The sequence below is a fragment of the Kitasatospora sp. NPDC058218 genome (assembly GCF_042882445.1).
In the GTDB taxonomy this organism is placed as follows: domain Bacteria; phylum Actinomycetota; class Actinomycetes; order Streptomycetales; family Streptomycetaceae; genus Kitasatospora.
This window is the reverse complement of record NZ_JBHVWC010000004.1, coordinates 1-14,777: the sequence shown is the minus strand read 5'-3', so window position 1 is coordinate 14,777 and position 14,777 is coordinate 1. Positions and strand designations below refer to the sequence as shown.

The 14,777-nt window shown below is 72.6% G+C and carries 10 protein-coding genes; 7 read left to right on the top strand and 3 right to left on the bottom strand.

Annotation, left to right across the window (positions count from 1 at the left end; all coding sequences use genetic code 11):
• Positions 1 to 32: 32 nt before the first annotated feature.
• Together ACFVYI_RS03260 and ACFVYI_RS03255 are read left to right on the top strand one after the other, a co-directional pair.
• Positions 33 to 671 (top strand): TetR/AcrR family transcriptional regulator, encoded by a 639-nt coding sequence (locus ACFVYI_RS03260; protein WP_387881039.1) that lies wholly within the window; start codon positions 33 to 35, stop codon positions 669 to 671.
• A 564-nt stretch (positions 672 to 1,235) separates the two neighbouring features.
• A complete protein-coding gene (locus ACFVYI_RS03255) occupies positions 1,236 to 5,120 on the top strand; it encodes an ABC transporter ATP-binding protein (protein ID WP_387881374.1) in 3,885 nt (1,294 codons plus the stop codon).
• Positions 5,121 to 5,194: 74 nt separating this feature from the next.
• Here the strand turns inward: ACFVYI_RS03255 and ACFVYI_RS03250 are convergent, their stop codons facing one another.
• Positions 5,195 to 6,232 carry an ATP-grasp domain-containing protein gene (locus ACFVYI_RS03250; RefSeq protein ID WP_387881036.1) on the bottom strand — a complete coding sequence of 346 codons (1,038 nt, stop codon included), beginning with the start codon at positions 6,230 to 6,232 and terminating at the stop codon, positions 5,195 to 5,197.
• A gap of 125 nt (positions 6,233 to 6,357) precedes the next feature.
• Here ACFVYI_RS03250 and ACFVYI_RS03245 point away from each other — a divergent pair, with 125 nt between their 5' ends.
• A complete protein-coding gene (locus tag ACFVYI_RS03245) occupies positions 6,358 to 6,888 on the top strand; it encodes an NUDIX hydrolase (RefSeq protein ID WP_387881034.1) in 531 nt (176 codons plus the stop codon).
• Positions 6,889 to 6,992: 104 nt separating this feature from the next.
• Here ACFVYI_RS03245 and ACFVYI_RS03240 read toward each other — a convergent pair whose 3' ends face one another.
• Positions 6,993 to 8,204 carry a hypothetical protein gene (locus ACFVYI_RS03240; protein WP_387881032.1) on the bottom strand — a complete coding sequence of 404 codons (1,212 nt, stop codon included), beginning with the start codon at positions 8,202 to 8,204 and terminating at the stop codon, positions 6,993 to 6,995.
• 130 nt (positions 8,205 to 8,334) lie between these two features.
• On the bottom strand, positions 8,335 to 9,435 hold the full coding sequence (locus ACFVYI_RS03235) for an ABC transporter substrate-binding protein (RefSeq protein WP_387881030.1): 1,101 nt from the start codon (positions 9,433 to 9,435) through the stop codon (positions 8,335 to 8,337).
• A gap of 440 nt (positions 9,436 to 9,875) precedes the next feature.
• On the opposite strand from ACFVYI_RS03235, the gene ACFVYI_RS03230 reads away from it, so the two are divergent.
• The 4 genes from ACFVYI_RS03230 to ACFVYI_RS03215 all read left to right on the top strand — a co-directional run bounded on the left by ACFVYI_RS03230 (position 9,876) and on the right by ACFVYI_RS03215 (position 14,393).
• Positions 9,876 to 11,333: an APC family permease gene (locus ACFVYI_RS03230; protein WP_387881372.1), complete on the top strand. Its 1,458-nt coding sequence runs from the start codon at positions 9,876 to 9,878 to the stop codon at positions 11,331 to 11,333.
• Between the two features lie 175 nt (positions 11,334 to 11,508).
• A complete protein-coding gene (gene trpS, locus ACFVYI_RS03225; RefSeq protein ID WP_387881370.1) occupies positions 11,509 to 12,609 on the top strand; it encodes a tryptophan--tRNA ligase in 1,101 nt (366 codons plus the stop codon).
• A 104-nt stretch (positions 12,610 to 12,713) separates the two neighbouring features.
• Positions 12,714 to 13,670, top strand: coding sequence for an LD-carboxypeptidase (locus tag ACFVYI_RS03220; RefSeq protein ID WP_387881027.1), 957 nt, complete (start codon positions 12,714 to 12,716; stop codon positions 13,668 to 13,670).
• A 48-nt stretch (positions 13,671 to 13,718) separates the two neighbouring features.
• Positions 13,719 to 14,393, top strand: coding sequence for a nucleoside/nucleotide kinase family protein (locus tag ACFVYI_RS03215; protein ID WP_387881025.1), 675 nt, complete (start codon positions 13,719 to 13,721; stop codon positions 14,391 to 14,393).
• Positions 14,394 to 14,777: the final 384 nt, after the last annotated feature.

The following is a 14,777-nucleotide window of genomic DNA, read 5'->3' as shown; positions in this document are numbered from 1 at the left end:
GGGCGATAACCCGACTGTCTACGATGGGCAGCATGTCGAACGTCCCAGCCGCCTCCGCGCTCCCACGCCGTGACCAGATCCGCAGGGAGGCCGCGCGACTGTTCGCGGCCCGGGGCTTCCTGGGCGTGGGCGTGGACGAGATCGGCAAAGCCGTCGGCATCAGCGGCCCGGGGCTCTACCGGCACTTCGCCGGCAAGGACGCGATGCTCGCCGACCTCTTGATCGGCATCAGTGAGCGCCTCCTGGAGGAGGGTCGCCGCCGGGCCGCCGGGGGCGACGGCGCCGCCGACGCGCTGGACGCGCTGATCAGCGGCCACGTCGACTTCGCGCTCGACGACCGTGACCTGATCACCCTGCACGACCGTGAGCTGCTGAACCTCAAGGAGGAGGACCGCCGGACGGTCCGCCGGCTCCAGCGCGGCTACGTCGAACTGTGGGTGGACGTGGTCCGGCGGGCCCACCCGCCGCTGGCCGGCCCCGACGCCGAGCCGGTCGCGCGGGCTGCCGTGCACGCCGTCTTCGGATTGATCAACTCGACCCCGCACAGCCTCGGTCCGAGTCCGGCCCAGGACGACCGCGTGGCCCTCCAGCGCGACGGCATGGCCGCCCTGCTGCACAGCCTGGCGCACGGCGCCTTCTCCGCGGCAGCCGACTCCGCGGCACACGGCTGAGAAGGGGCACCGCCCACCCGTGCGCTCGGCGCGTCCACCGGTCCGGCGGGTGAGGGGCCGAAGAGGCGAAGGGTCGAAGAGGCGAAGGGTCGAAGGGGTGAACGCCGACGGGCTCGGGGTCGGCCGTCCGCCCTAGGTCCAAAGGACGGCGGCCGCCTGCGTCGGTGGCCGGTGGGCGTTCGGCGCGATGTCGTCCACGCTGGACAGTGACGGCCCGGCTCGGTCGGGAATCACCGCAGGCCGCAGGCTGTTGGTCCCTCAGCCGGGTCGGATCGTCCGGCCTGCTCTGGCCTGAAACTCCATGGCGGCCACTCGACGGAATGGTTAGCATCCCTAAATATGCCTGAGACTCATGGATCTACGGTGGAGCTTTCCCCGAGCGGCACCCGAACCGGCCCCCGAGGCAGGAAGGGCGAGCGGGGCGGCAGGAGCGTGTCCAGCGGCAAGCGCGGCACGCAGGACGGGCGCGGAAGTCAGGAGAGCGGTGCCGGCGCGTCGAACGACGGCGGCGGCAGAGACCCGGGCGGGGCCGAGGCCTCCGGCGGCGGAACCGGAGCGGGCTGGCTGCGCCGGCTGATCGGCTACTGCTGGCACTCCCGGCGCAGCGTGCTGTTGGCCTTCGGCGCATCGATCGTCGGGATGGCCGTCACGGCCCTGGTGCCGCTGGTCACCAAGCTGATCATCGACGACGTCATCACCGCGCACACCCGCTCCCTGGCGCCGTGGGCCGTGGTGCTGCTGCTGGCGGCCGCTCTGGTGTTCGCCTGCACCCAGGTGCGCCGCTACTACGGCGGACAGCTCGCCCTCGACGTCCAGCACGACATGCGCAGCGACCTCTTCCGCTCGCTCGGGCGCCTCGACGGCCACCGGCAGGACCGCCTCGACACCGGTCAGGTGGTCGGCCGTGCGACCTCCGACCTCCAGCTGATCAACGGCCTGCTCTCGATGCTGCCGATGATGACCGGCTACCTGCTGATGTTCGTCATGTCGCTGGCCGTGATGCTCTGGCTGTCGCCGCCGCTCACCCTGGTCGCGCTGGTCATGGGCCCGGCTCTCTGGTGGGTCTCGGTGCTGAGCCGCAAGCGGTTGTTCCCGTCGACCTGGGCCGCGCAGCAGGAGGCGGCCGCGGTCGCCGGCGTCGTCGACGAGTCGATCGGCGGCGTCCGGGTGGTCAAGGGCTTCGGCCAGGAGGCCCAGGAGCTGGACAAGCTGGAGGCGGCCTCGCGCAACCTCTTCGCGGCCCGGCTGCGCTCGATCCGGCTCAACAGTCGCTACAACCCGGCGATGCAGGCGATCCCGGCGCTCGCGCAGGTCGCGGTGCTGGCCTTCGGCGGCTGGCTGGCGGTCGAGGGCCAGGTCACCCTCGGCACCTTCGTCGCCTTCTCCACCTATGTGGCGCAGATGACCGGTCCGGTTCGGATGCTCACCATGGTCATCACCGTCGGCCAGCAGGCCCGGGCGGGTGTGGAGCGGGTGCTCCAGCTGATCGACGAGCGCCCGCTGGTGCAGGAGCGCCCGGACGCGCTCGCCCTCGACTTCACCCAGGCCGGCACCGGCCCGACCCACGCCGGCACCGACCCCACGAGCAACGGCTCCGACCCGGCCCGGGCGGGCTCCGACCCGGCCGGCGACCGGTCCGGGCAGCCGGCCGGCCCCCGTACGCCCGAGGTGGCGCTGGAGTTCGACCAGGTCGAGTTCCGCTACGACCCCGAGCACCCGGCGCCCGTCCTGCACGGGCTCGATCTCAAGCTCGCCCCCGGCGAGACGCTGGCCCTGGTCGGCGCGTCCGGCTCGGGCAAGTCGACGGTGGCGCAGTTGGTGCCCCGGTTCTACGACCCGGCGGCCGGCGCGGTCCGGCTCTACGGCCACGACCTGCGCGATCTCACTCTCGACTCGGTGCGGGCGGCCGTCGGCATCGTTCCCGAGGAGAGCTTCCTGTTCTCCGAGACGGTCCGCACCAACATCGCGTACGGGCGGCCCGACGCCACCGACGAGCAGGTCGTGGCGGCCGCCCGGGCCGCCCAGGCGGACGAGTTCGTCCGGGAGCTGCCCGACGGGTACGCGACCAAGGTCGGCGAGCAGGGTCTGACCCTCTCCGGCGGTCAGCGCCAGCGCATCGCGCTGGCCCGGGCCATCCTCACCGACCCGCGGATCCTGCTGCTCGACGACGCCACCTCGGCGGTCGACCCGCAGATCGAGGCGGAGATCCACGACGCCCTGCGTTCGGTGATGGCCGGCCGCACCACGCTGCTGATCGCCCACCGCCGGTCGACCCTCCAGCTGGCCGACCGGATCGCCGTCCTGGACCACGGCCGCCTGCTGGACATCGGTACGCACGAGGAGCTCGACGTCCGATGTCCCCAGTACCGCGCCCTGATCTCCGATCCCGAGGCCGGCCGGACCAAGCCGTCGGCCACCCCCGCAGCATCGACGACTCCCGCGGCCGTGACGACTCCCGCGGCCACGGCGCCCCCCGCGGCCACCGCAGGGGCACCCGCCCCCGAGCCCACGTCCGGCGACGCCCCCGTACCGTCGCCCGCTCCGGACCTGGCGACGCCGGCCCTCTCCAAGGCGGCCCGCACCGCGGACCCGGCGCTCCTCGCCAAGGTCGCCGCCCTCCCGCCGGCCGCCGACACCCCGGCGGTCTCGCGGGCCGAGGCCGAGGCCGGTGACCCGGACTTCAGTCTGCGCCGCCTGCTGCGCCCGTTCCGCGGCCCGCTCGCCCTCGCCCTGCTCCTGGTCACCCTGGACGCGGGCGCGGGACTGGTGCTGCCGATCCTGATCCGGCACGGCATCGACGACGGCGTGAGCAAGGCCCTGATGTCGGGTGTCGCCGTCGCCGCGCTGGTGGCGCTGGTGATCGTCCTGCTGGACTGGGTGGTGCAGAGCGCCGAGAGCCGGGTCAGCGGCCGCACCGGCGAGCGGGTGCTCTACACCCTCCGGCTCAAGATCTTCGCGCACCTCAACCGGCTCGGCCTGGACTACTACGAGCGCGAGCTGTCCGGCCGGATCATGACCCGGATGACCACCGACCTGGACTCGCTGACCTCGTTCCTGCAGACCGGGGTGGTCACGGCCGTGGTCAGCCTGCTGACCTTCCTCGGCATCTTCGCCGCCCTGCTGATCATCGACGCGGGCCTGGCCCTGGTGGTCTTCGCGGTGCTGCCGTTGTTGGTCGTGGCGACGCTGGTGTTCCGCAAGAAGTCCAAGGCGCAGTACGAGATCTCCCGCGACCTGATCAGCACGGTCAACGCCGATCTCCAGGAGAACGTCGCGGGCATGCGGATCGTCCAGGCCTTCCGCCGACTGGACGCCAACACCGACCGCTTCGTCGCCCGGGGGATGGCCTACCGCGAGGCCAGGGTCCGGGCGCAGTTCTACATCTCGCTGTACTTCCCGTTCGTGCAGTTCCTCTCCAGCGTCGCCGCCGCGCTGGTGCTGATCGTGGGGGCGACGCGGGTCGACTCCGGGACGCTGACCGTCGGCGCACTGGTGGCGTACCTGCTCTACATCGACCTCTTCTTCGCACCGGTCAACCAGCTCTCGCAGGTGTTCGACGGTTACCAGCAGGCGGCGGTGGGCCTGGGTCGGATCCGCGAGCTGCTGCGCACTCCGACCACCACCGCGGAGGCCGCCGACCCGGTGCCGGTGCGGGCGGAGCTTCGCGGCGAGATCGAGTTCGAGGGCGTCAGCTTCGCCTACAACGGTGGTGTCGACGGCGCTCGGGACGTGCTCACCGGCGTGGATCTGCGCATACCCGCGGGCCAGACGGTGGCGCTGGTCGGCGAGACGGGTGCCGGCAAGTCGACCCTGGTCAAGCTGGTCGCCCGGTTCTACGACGCGACCGCCGGCACCGTCCGGGTGGACGGTGTCGATCTGACCCGGTACGACCTCGCGCAGTACCGTCACCGGCTCGGCGTCGTGCCGCAGGAGGCGTACCTGTTCGCGGGCACGGTGCGCGAGGCGATCGCGTACGGCCGGCCCTCGGCCTCGGCGGCCGAGGTGGAGGCGGCGGCCCGGGCGGTCGGTGCGCACGACATGATCCTCCGCCTGTCCGACGGCTACGACCACGAGGTCACCGGTCGCGGGCGGAACCTCTCGGCGGGGCAGCGCCAGCTGATCGCGCTGGCCCGGGCCGAACTGGTCGACCCGGACATCCTGCTCCTCGACGAGGCCACCGCCGCGCTCGACCTGGCCACCGAGGCGGCGGTCAACCACGCGGCGGACCGGCTCAGCGGCGGCCGCACCACCCTGGTCATCGCGCACCGCCTCACCACCGCGGAACGCGCGGACCGGGTCGTCGTCCTGGACCACGGCACGGTGGTCGAGGACGGCACGCACACCGAACTGCTCGCCCAGGGAGGCGTCTACGCGCGGCTCTGGCGGGCGTTCGTCGCCGATGGGCACCCGGCGCCCGACGTGCTGGCCGGTCGGCCTGTCGGCCGGTGAGCCGACCTGCCACCCGCCGGCCCGCCACCGTGCTGACGCGCGCCGCCCAGCCGACCCGCTGGGCGCAGCGGCGGTCAGGCGGCGATCAGTGAGGTGAGCAGTCCGGACGCGTCGATCCCGCGCGGCAGGTCGCTGACCTGCCCGTCGCCCACCTCCACCACTCGCCAGCCGGAGCCGTCGGCCCGGCTGGCGAGGTCGGTGGTGACGAAGCGGCAGCCGAGAGCGCGGACCAGCGGCCGGACGTCGGTGAGGTCGGGTTCGGCAGGCTGACCGGGTGTGTCCGGATGCGGCCCGACCAGCACGGGTTCGCCGTCCAGCCACCAGACCCGGGCCTCCACGGCCCGCTCGTTCCCGCCATCACGACCCCCGGGGGCACCGCCGCCCTCGCCCTCGCCCTCGCTCTCCCCGTGCCCGTCCCGCCGGCTTCCGCCCTGCCCGCTCGTGCTCCCGCCCGGAGCGGCCGCGTCACGCCCGGCCGCGTCACGCCCGACCCCGTCACGGTCGTACCGCTGGAACTCCTCGTACCGTCGCAGCACCACCCCGCCGGCCAGGTACTCGCCCTGCAGCTCGACGAAGCGCGCCACCACCCGGCCGACGGCGGCGAGGTCGGCCAGTTCGGGGACGTAGCAGGCCTCGTGCCACTCGTGCTTCCGTGACTTGACGTAGTCCTTGACGATCGCCGGACCGCGTCCGCCGAGCCGTTCGACGGCGGCGGCCAGTTCCTCCGGCCCGGGCCGGGCCGCCGTTGACACCGGAATCCAGACGCTCGGTGGAGTCGCCCCTTCGAACACGCCGTACCAGCCGGGCAGTTCGTGCGCCGAGGCATAACCGGCCGCGCTGGTCAGCAGGTTGGCGCCGCGTCCGGCCAGGGCCCGGGCGAAGGCCGCGTAACCGGCCGACGGGATCATCCAACCCCGGTACCAGAGCGGGCCGCAGTCCTGCGGCACCTGGCGGACCGCCTCCTCCGCATGTCCCGCGAGCAGCGCGTCGTGGTCGACGAGGTACTGCTCACCGCCCACGTCCCGTAGCACCCGGGCCTCCCAGGCGAAGTGCGGGTCGGGCCGACGGGGGTTGAGCGGGTCGGCCGGGAAGAGGAGCGCGGGTGCGGGCATGGGCGCCAGAGTACGTCCACCGGCCGTTCCCGGCGGTGCCAACACCCCATCTCCGCAGGGGCGGTGCCGTCTCCGCGGCCGACAATCCGCTCGACGCCCGGGGCCTGCGCTGGGAGAGTGACCCGATGCGAAACCCGTTGCGACGCGCGAAGCGGATCCCTAGGCAGGCGGCCAGGACGGTGGTACTGGACGGGAGCGGGTCGGTCTTCCTCCTCCGCTCGGACAACAGCGAGGTGGGCGTCCACTGGACCATGCCCGGCGGTGGCATCGAGAAGGGCGAGACACCGTGGACGGGCGCCCGCCGGGAGCTCTGGGAGGAGACCGGCTGGACCGACCTCGAACCCGGTCCGCTGCTCTGCACCTGGGAACACGACTTCACCTGGCACGGCACACCCGTCCGCCAGCACGAACACATCTACCTGACCAGCGGGCCGCACCGGGGCCCGGTCGGCGACGTCAGCGCGGTGCACGCCGCCGACCGGATTCTCGACTGGCGCTGGTGGACCGTGGACGACCTCGCCGACGAGCACGCGGACGCCCTCTGGCCGCCTCGGCTCCCGGACCTGCTGGCCGATGTCCGGGAGGACTGGGTGGCGGGCCGGCGCGAGCCGGCGCCCGTCGACCTCGGCTACATCCCGAACGCTCCGACGGTCTGACGTCCCTGACAGCCCGACGTCCTTGACGCGCTCCCGGCGCCGCCCCTGACACTCCGGCGCCCCGGAGGCCCGGGTGGCCCTGGCGGCGGCCCGGCCTCCCGCACCTACGAGGGCTGTCCCCCGCCGCGTCGTCCGGCCCGCCCGGCCGGGCCGGACCGCCAGCCGTGCAGGTCGAGCTCGCGGTCGTGCAGCGCGCCGGGGTTGATCAGCACCGACAACTGCGCGTCCGCCAGTCGGTCGACGGTGAGACCGGTCGCGGACAACAGCTGGTCGGTCGACACCGAGACGGCGATGGCGGGCCGCCAGGCGGGCAGGACCACCAGGCTGGTGCCGCGGCCGATGCGTACGGGCTCGGCAGCGACCCGGACCGGCTGCCGTTCGTCGGGGCGGCTGACCGCCTCGGGGAGATGGGGGGTGCCGCCGATCAGGATGCCCAGCGGCGTCTCGGCATTCCCGCCGGTACCGTCGCCGGCCGCCGGTTCCACGGTGTCGACGAGTGGGTCCGAGGCCTGCGACCCACGGGACGTCAGCGGTGGCAGCACGAGCGCCGAAGGGGCGACCTCGGTGCCGGGGGAGCCCTGCGGCCGGTCCGGGCCCGTGGCACCCGGGTGCATGCGGCGCAGCCGCCGGGAGGGGGAGGGGCGCTTGGACAGGACGGTCCGCAGCTCCGCCTGCGCGGCTCGCAGGACGGGGACGGCGCGCTCCCCCGCCGGCGTCTGGAGCCGTACGAACGGCTCCAGGCCCGAGGCGGGAGCGGACTCGGAAGCGGCCGGAGAACCGGCTTCGGCACCCGCGAGGCCTTCGGCGAGCAGCGCGCGGATCTCGGCCACCGGCCGGCGACAGGCGGCGGCCAGGTCGGCGAGCGAGCGGCCCTGGCCGTGGGCCGTTCGCAGCCGGTCGGCCAGGCCGGCCCGGATCCGGGCGGTCGTCTGCCCGTTCTCGTCGAAGGCGCCCGCGTTACCGCCGGAGACCCAGAGGACCTTCTCTCCGACACCACCGCCACCGCCGGATTCGACGTCGTCTCCGGTGTCGAGGTCCCGACCGCTCTCTCCGGCGACCTCACCGCCCCGCGGTTGCGGAACGGAGCCGTCCCGGGCCGACCCGGCGGTGGCAAGGTCGCCGGCCGCCTCCGTCATCGAGCAGCGCGAGCCGGCCGGCCCGGCCGGCGTCGGCGCCCCGCCTCCCTGCGCGCACACGGACGCACGGGAGGCGGACCCGTCGGGCGCACCGGCCGCGGGCGCACCGCCCGTGGGCACGCCGTTCACGGGCGTGCCGGAGGAGGGCAGGTCGGTAGCGGTCTGGTCGAGCGCGGTCATCGGCATGGGCCCTTCGGGGTACGGTCCCGATGATCCTCCCGCACCCCGGGACCAGCTCCAAGCGCCTTTCCCGCAGGTGTGCGCGAGGACACCGTCCCGTGCCGCGCCGTGCCCGCCCCCGTCGCCGGGCTCAGGCACCCGGGGCGACGAACCCCTTCAGGTCGGCCAGCACGGCGTTGGCGGCGAGGACACCGAGGCCGAGGAACCACGTCTCGTCCGAAACCGGCCGCGCCTGGCCGGACTTGGTCGCTCCGAGGGTCTTCCAGAGCGCGCCGCCGAGCACCGCGTCCTGGTTGGTGGAGCCGGGGGTGCCGTACACGCCGTAGAAGATCCAGTCGGCGTCGGCCTTGTCGATCTGCTCGGGGCTGATCTCGACCGCGAGCTCCTTGACCTGCTCGATCTTGGGCTGCGGCAGCGGCACATCGGTGAGGATGGTGCCGATGAAGGAGAGCTCCGCGTAGAGCCGGGTCTTGCCGGGCATGAAGCGCAGCGGCGTGATGGTGGGCCGCTTGTCGCCCAGCTTGGCGCCGATCGCGGCGGCCGCGTCCTGGTAGGCGTCGAGCTGGGCCCTGGCCTCCGCCTCAAGGCCGAACGGGGCGGCGTTGAGCTGGAAGTTCTGCTTCCAGGGGTAGCCGGGGCGCAGCGAGAAGACGGTCGGCGCGATCTTGGAGAGTTGCGCGTACTGGTCCTGTGCGCGCAGCTGGCTGCCGAGGATCAGGTCGGGCTTCAGCGCGGCGATGGCCTCCAGGTTGAGGCTGTTGATGGTGCCGACGTTCGCCGGGTCGCCGGCCGCGCCCTTGAGGTAGGACGGCATGTTCTTGGAGCCGTCGGTGTAGACGACGCCGACCGGCTGGATGCCCAGGGCGACGACGTTGTCGAGCTCGCCGGTGTCCAGCACCACGACCCGGACCGGCTTGGCCGGGATGACGGTCTCACCCATGGCGTGCTTGACGGTGCGCGGGTAGACGCCGGGGGCGGCGTCGGTGCCGAAGCCCTTCATCTTCTCGATCACGGCGGCGTAGTCGTCGCCGCCCTGCTTGACCGACTTCTGGTTCGGCGAGGAGCCGGAGGAGGCCTGGGCCGACCCGTTCGCGGACCCGCCGGAGCTGCCGCAGGCGGTGAGCAGCCCGCCGAGGCCGAGGACGGCACCGCCGGCGAGCCCGGCGGCGAGGAACTTCCGGCGGGAGGGGGTGCGGTTGACGAGGGTCCGGTCGGCGGGGTGGGGGGCCACGCGACGCTCCTTCTCGATCGATCGATGTTAGGTGAGGCAAACCTATCCGAAGCCTCGGAGGAGCCCGATCGAGGGGCCCGGGGCGGGGGAGAAATTGTCTCAACCCATGACATAAGGAATAAATCAAATCACCATCGACCCTTGGAAATAAAGGTACACGAGTTAACGTGCCGTTAATTCATCGCTCTAGTCTCGCTCGCCACGAAGGAATCGAAGCAAGTGGCTCAGATCACCAGGGGTTGGCCTACACAACCTTCGACACCTCCACCTAGGGTGCGCAGGTGTTTGATCAGCAGCTCTCAGAGCACGGAAGCAGCGGACGGGCAACGGCGCCCGCCGCTCCGCAGGGCGCCCCGGACAGTGGCGCCAGTGGTGGAGTCCCCGACCAGGGGGCGGCGGGGGCAGCGGGGGACAAGGGTCTACGGGGCAACTCGGTAGGCCTGTTGAGCAGCGTGGTCCTGGGCCTCTCCACGGTCGCCCCGGTCTACTGCCTGACCGCGACGCTGGGTCCGACCGTCACCGCCGTCGGCGTCCAGATGCCCGCGGTCTTCCTGGCCGGCTTCCTGCCGATGCTGCTCGTCGCGTTCGCCTACAAGGAGCTGAACAAGGACTTCCCGGACTGCGGCACGTCCTTCAGCTGGACGGTCAAGGCCTTCGGCCCCCGGGTCGGCTGGATGGCGGGCTGGGGCCTGACGGTCGCGACCATCATCGTGCTCTCCAACCTGGCCGGGGTGGCGACCGACTTCCTCTACCTGATGCTCGGCGAGATGACCGGCAGCAGCGGGATCGCCGAGCTGAACGACAACAAGGCCGTTCATCTGCTCACCGTGGTCGTGCTGATCGCCGCCGCCACCGCGATGAGCTACCGGGGCATGACGGCCACCAAGTGGTTCCAGTACAGCCTGGTCGGCCTCCAACTGGCCGTCCTGGTGCTCTTCTCGGTCATCGCCATCAGCAAGGCCGCCGCCGGTGACCTGCCGCACTCGATCGGCTTCTCCGCCTCCTGGCTCAACCCGCTCCAGGTGAGCTCGTTCAGCGCCTTCACCGCCGGGCTGTCGCTCTCGATCTTCATGTACTGGGGCTGGGACACCTGCCTCACCATGAACGAGGAGACCCTCGGCAGCGCCAAGACCCCCGGCCGGGCCGCGATGATCTCCATGGTCACCCTGGTGGGCTCGTACCTGCTGGTCGCGATCGCCGCCCAGATGTTCGCCGGCGTCGGCACCACCGGCACCGGCCTCGGCAACCCGGCCACGGCCGACAACGTCTTCTCCGCACTGGCCCGGCCGGTGCTCGGCTCGCCGTGGAGCATCCTGCTCTTCCTGGCCGTGGTCGCCAGCGCCGCCGCCAGCCTGCAGACCACCTTCATCCCGGTGGCCCGCACCCTGCTCGCGATGAGCGCCTACCGGGCCGTGCCACCGCGTTTCGGCACCGTCCACCCGCGCTTCCGCACCCCCGGCTACGCGACCGTCGCCGCCGGCATCGCCACCGCCGTCTTCTACGTGGGCATGAGCCTGATCAGCGAGAACGTCGTCCAGGACACCATCCTGGCCCTCGGTCTGATGATCTGCTTCTACTACGCCCTGACGGCCTTCGCCTGCGTCTGGTACTTCCGCCACTCGCTCCGGAGCAGCCTGCGGGACCTCGTGCTGCGGGGCATCGCCCCCCTGCTCGGCGGCGTGCTGCTCGCCGCCGTCTTCCTGCAGACCCTCACCGACGCCTGGGACCCGGCGTACGGCAGCGGCGCCGTCCTCGGCATCGGCTCGGTCTTCGTCATCGGCGTCGGCATCCTGCTGCTCGGGGCGGTGCTGATGACCTGGTACGGCGCGCTGCGGCCCGAGTTCTTCCGCGGCGAGACCCTGCGCAGGGAAACCCCCGCGCTGGTGGTGGAGGACTGACGCTATCCTCGAACGCATGAAGCGCTTCGCAGGTCTCGACTGGTGGGCGGGCGAGGGCGGGCCCCCGGCCCGCCCGTACCAGGGCCGCCCGCTGGTCGGCCCCGTAGCGGTGGCCGACGGGACGGGCCCGGAACCCCGGACGGCCACCACCACCGCCGTACCGAGGAGAGTCCCGATGACCGTTCCCGCCGCCGTTCCCGTGAGCCGTACCGTCCCCGCCGCCCCGGCCTCCACGGCCGTGGGCCGCCCCGGCGCCGACCTGGACGAGCTGATCCGCCGGGATCCGGGCGCCCACCGCGTCCTCACCGGCGACCGTCCCACCGGCCCGCTCCACCTCGGCCACTACTTCGGCACCCTGCAGAACCGGGTCCGTCTCCAGCGCCTCGGCGTCGAGATGTTCGTCGTGGTCGCCGACTACCAGGTCATCACCGACCGCGACATCGCCGACCGCCTCGCCGAGCACAGCGAGGGCCTCGTCCTCGACTACCTCGCCGCCGGGCTGGACCCGGACCGTGCCACGATCTTCGCCCACAGCGCCGTCCCCGCCCTCAACCAGCTGCTGCTGCCCTTCCTCAGCCTGGTCAGCGTGGCCGAGCTGGGCCGCAACCCCACCGTCAAGGACGAGATCGCCCACTCCAGCCAGTCGGCCGTGAACGGGCTGATGTTCACGTACCCCGTCCACCAGGCCGCCGACATCCTCTTCTGCAAGGCGAACGTCGTCCCCGTCGGCCAGGACCAGCTGCCCCACCTCGAAGTGGCCCGCACCGTCGCCCGCCGCTTCAACGAGCGCTACCCGCACCCGGACGGCACCGGCGTCTTCCCCCGCCCGGAGGCCCTGCTCTCCGCCGCCCCACTGCTGCTCGGCACCGACGGCGGCAAGATGAGCAAGAGCCGCGGCAACGCCGTCCGGCTCTCCGCCGACGCGGACACCACCGCCCGCCTGATCAGGGGCGCCAAGACCGACACCGACCGCCGGATCACCTATGACCCGGCCGCCCGGCCCGAGGTCTCCAGCCTGGTCCTGCTCGCCGCGCTCTGCCAGGACCGCGCACCGGAGCTGGTCGCCGACGAGATCGGCGACGGTGGCGCGGCCGCGCTGAAGCGCACGGTGACCGAGGCGGTCAACGAACACTTCGCGCCGATGCGCGCCCGCCGCGCCGAACTCGCCGCCGACCGCGGCTACATCCGGCAGGTGCTGCGGGAGGGTGCCGAGCGGGCCAACGCCGTCGCCGACGCCACGCTCGCCGAGGTCAGGGCGGTGATGGGATCGGTCTGAAGCCGACGGGGCATACCTTCCCCCGGGGGCGGAACCGACCGACCTCCCGGAACCGCTCCACCCCCGCGCACACCGCCGCCCGCACCCCTGGAAGGATCCCGGCCATGGACCAGCACCCGACCTCGCCCGGCCGAGGGCTGACGCGCCCGCCGCACCTCCGCCCGGGGGACCACGTCGTCGTGGTCGCCCCCAGCAGCCCGATCGACCCCGAGCGGCTCACCGCCGGGTGCGCGATCCTGCGCTCCTGGGGGCTGCGGGTCAGCGTCGCCCCGCACGTCCTCGACACCCACCCCACCCTCGGTCACCTGGCGGGCGCCGACGCGGACCGGGCCGCGGACCTCTTGGCCGCCTGGCTCGACCCCACCGTCGACGCCGTCATCTGCGCCCGCGGCGGCTACGGCGTCCACCGCATCGTCGACCTGCTCGACTGGGACGCGATGCGCGCCGTCCCGCCCAAGGTGCTGGTCGGCTTCAGCGACGTCTCCTCCCTCCACGAGGCCTTCGCCCAGCGTCTGGGCATCGCCACGCTGTACGGGCCGATGAGCGCGGGTGCCACCTTCATCTCCGACGGACCGACGGCCGAGCACCTGCGCCGCACCCTCTTCGACCCCTCGGCCACGACGGTCCTCACCTCGCCCACCGCCGCCGCACTCGTCCCCGGCCGGGCCCGCGGCATCACCGCCGGGGGCTGCACCCACGTCCTGGCCGCCGAGCGCGGCACGCCCGCGGCCCGGCCCTCCTTCGCCGGCAGCATCCTGATCCTGGAGGACGTCAACGAGCACCCGTACCAGCTCGACCGCCTCCTCACCCAGTTCCTGCGCTCCGGCGCCTTCGAGGGGGTCGCGGGCATCGCGCTCGGCTCCTGGGAGGGCTGCGGCCGCCTCGACCGGGTCCGGGAGGTCATGCTCGACCGGCTGGGTCCGCTCGGCGTCCCCGTCATCTGGGAGCTGGGTTTCGGCCACGGCCCCTCCTCCCTCACCGTCCCGCTGGGCGTGCCCGCCCTGCTCGACGCCGATGCCGGGACCCTCACCCTGGAGACGCCCGCGCTCGCCGGACGCTGAGCTCCGGGCGGGCCGCGGTCAGTGGTCGGCGGTCAGTAGGGTGCGGCCATGAACGAGGACACCCTCACCACACTCGCTCTCGGCCTCCTCCGGGGGCCGGGCAGCAGTGCCCGCGCCATCCTCGGACTTGCCGGCCCGCCAGGGGCCGGCAAGTCCACCCTGGCCCGGCACCTGGTCGCCGAGGTCGAGCGCCGGGAAGGTCCCGGCAGTGCCGCCTACCTCCCGCTGGACGGGTTCCACCTCTCGGCGGCACAGCTCGACCGCCTCGGCCTGGCCCACCGCAAGGGCGCGCCCGCCACCTTCGACGCGCACGGCTACGTCGCCCTGCTGCGCCGGATCGCCTCGGACCGCTTCCAGCCCATCTACGTCCCCGACTTCGACCGTGACCTCGACGAACCCGTCGCCGCCCGCCACGTCGTCCCGCCGCACGCCCGCCTCGTCGTGACCGAGGGGAACTACCTCGCCGCCGCCGAACACCCGTGGCCCGAGGCCCGGCGACTGATGCGCGAGCTCTGGTACGTCGACGCCGATGACACCGTCCGCGAGGAGCGCCTGCTCCGCCGCCACCGGGCCGGTGGTCGCGACGAGGCCGCGGCCCGGCAGTGGGTCACCACCAACGACCACCCGAACGGTGAGTACGTGAAGGCCGGCCGCTCGCTCTGCACGCGGATCGTGCCCGGCACCGGTTTGCCTCCGGCTCCGAACGGGCGTAGTGTTCTCTAGTCGCTCGGCTGGGAGCACCGGACACGTATCCACGCGGACGGTCCCGGAGCGGCCAATCCCTAGAAACATCACTTCCCGGTTCGGGCTGGGTTGCGCTTTGTCATTTTGACGGTGCGGCTCGGTTCCTATTCGGTGTGCCCGTTTATATGGATTGCGGCCGGATTCGCCTTTCGGGGCGGGGATCGGCTAGAGTTTGAAACGTCGGACGGGGCGTCAAGCCGCAGAAGACACCAGCGAGTTGGATGAACGAAGCGCCGGAAACGGAGCGGAAAACATCTGGTAAGCTGAGAACACGAAAGAACGAAGCGCCCGGAGGGCCCGCTGGAAGGCGGTCCGAAGGAAGTGTCCGTTCCTTGAGAACTCAACAGCGTGCCAAAAGTCAAC

What these genes read in the sequence shown, in the direction of transcription:
- ACFVYI_RS03245 (WP_387881034.1), top strand. Translation starts at nt 6,358, where the DNA reads ATGCGAAACCCGTTGCGACGCGCGAAGCGGATCCCTAGGCAGGCGGCC.
- ACFVYI_RS03240 (WP_387881032.1), bottom strand. Translation starts at nt 8,204, where the DNA reads ATGACCGCGCTCGACCAGACCGCTACCGACCTGCCCTCCTCCGGCACG.
- ACFVYI_RS03260 (WP_387881039.1), top strand. Translation starts at nt 33, where the DNA reads ATGTCGAACGTCCCAGCCGCCTCCGCGCTCCCACGCCGTGACCAGATC.
- ACFVYI_RS03215 (WP_387881025.1), top strand. Translation starts at nt 13,719, where the DNA reads ATGAACGAGGACACCCTCACCACACTCGCTCTCGGCCTCCTCCGGGGG.
- ACFVYI_RS03220 (WP_387881027.1), top strand. Translation starts at nt 12,714, where the DNA reads ATGGACCAGCACCCGACCTCGCCCGGCCGAGGGCTGACGCGCCCGCCG.
- ACFVYI_RS03250 (WP_387881036.1), bottom strand. Translation starts at nt 6,232, where the DNA reads ATGCCCGCACCCGCGCTCCTCTTCCCGGCCGACCCGCTCAACCCCCGT.
- trpS (WP_387881370.1), top strand. Translation starts at nt 11,509, where the DNA reads ATGACCGTTCCCGCCGCCGTTCCCGTGAGCCGTACCGTCCCCGCCGCC.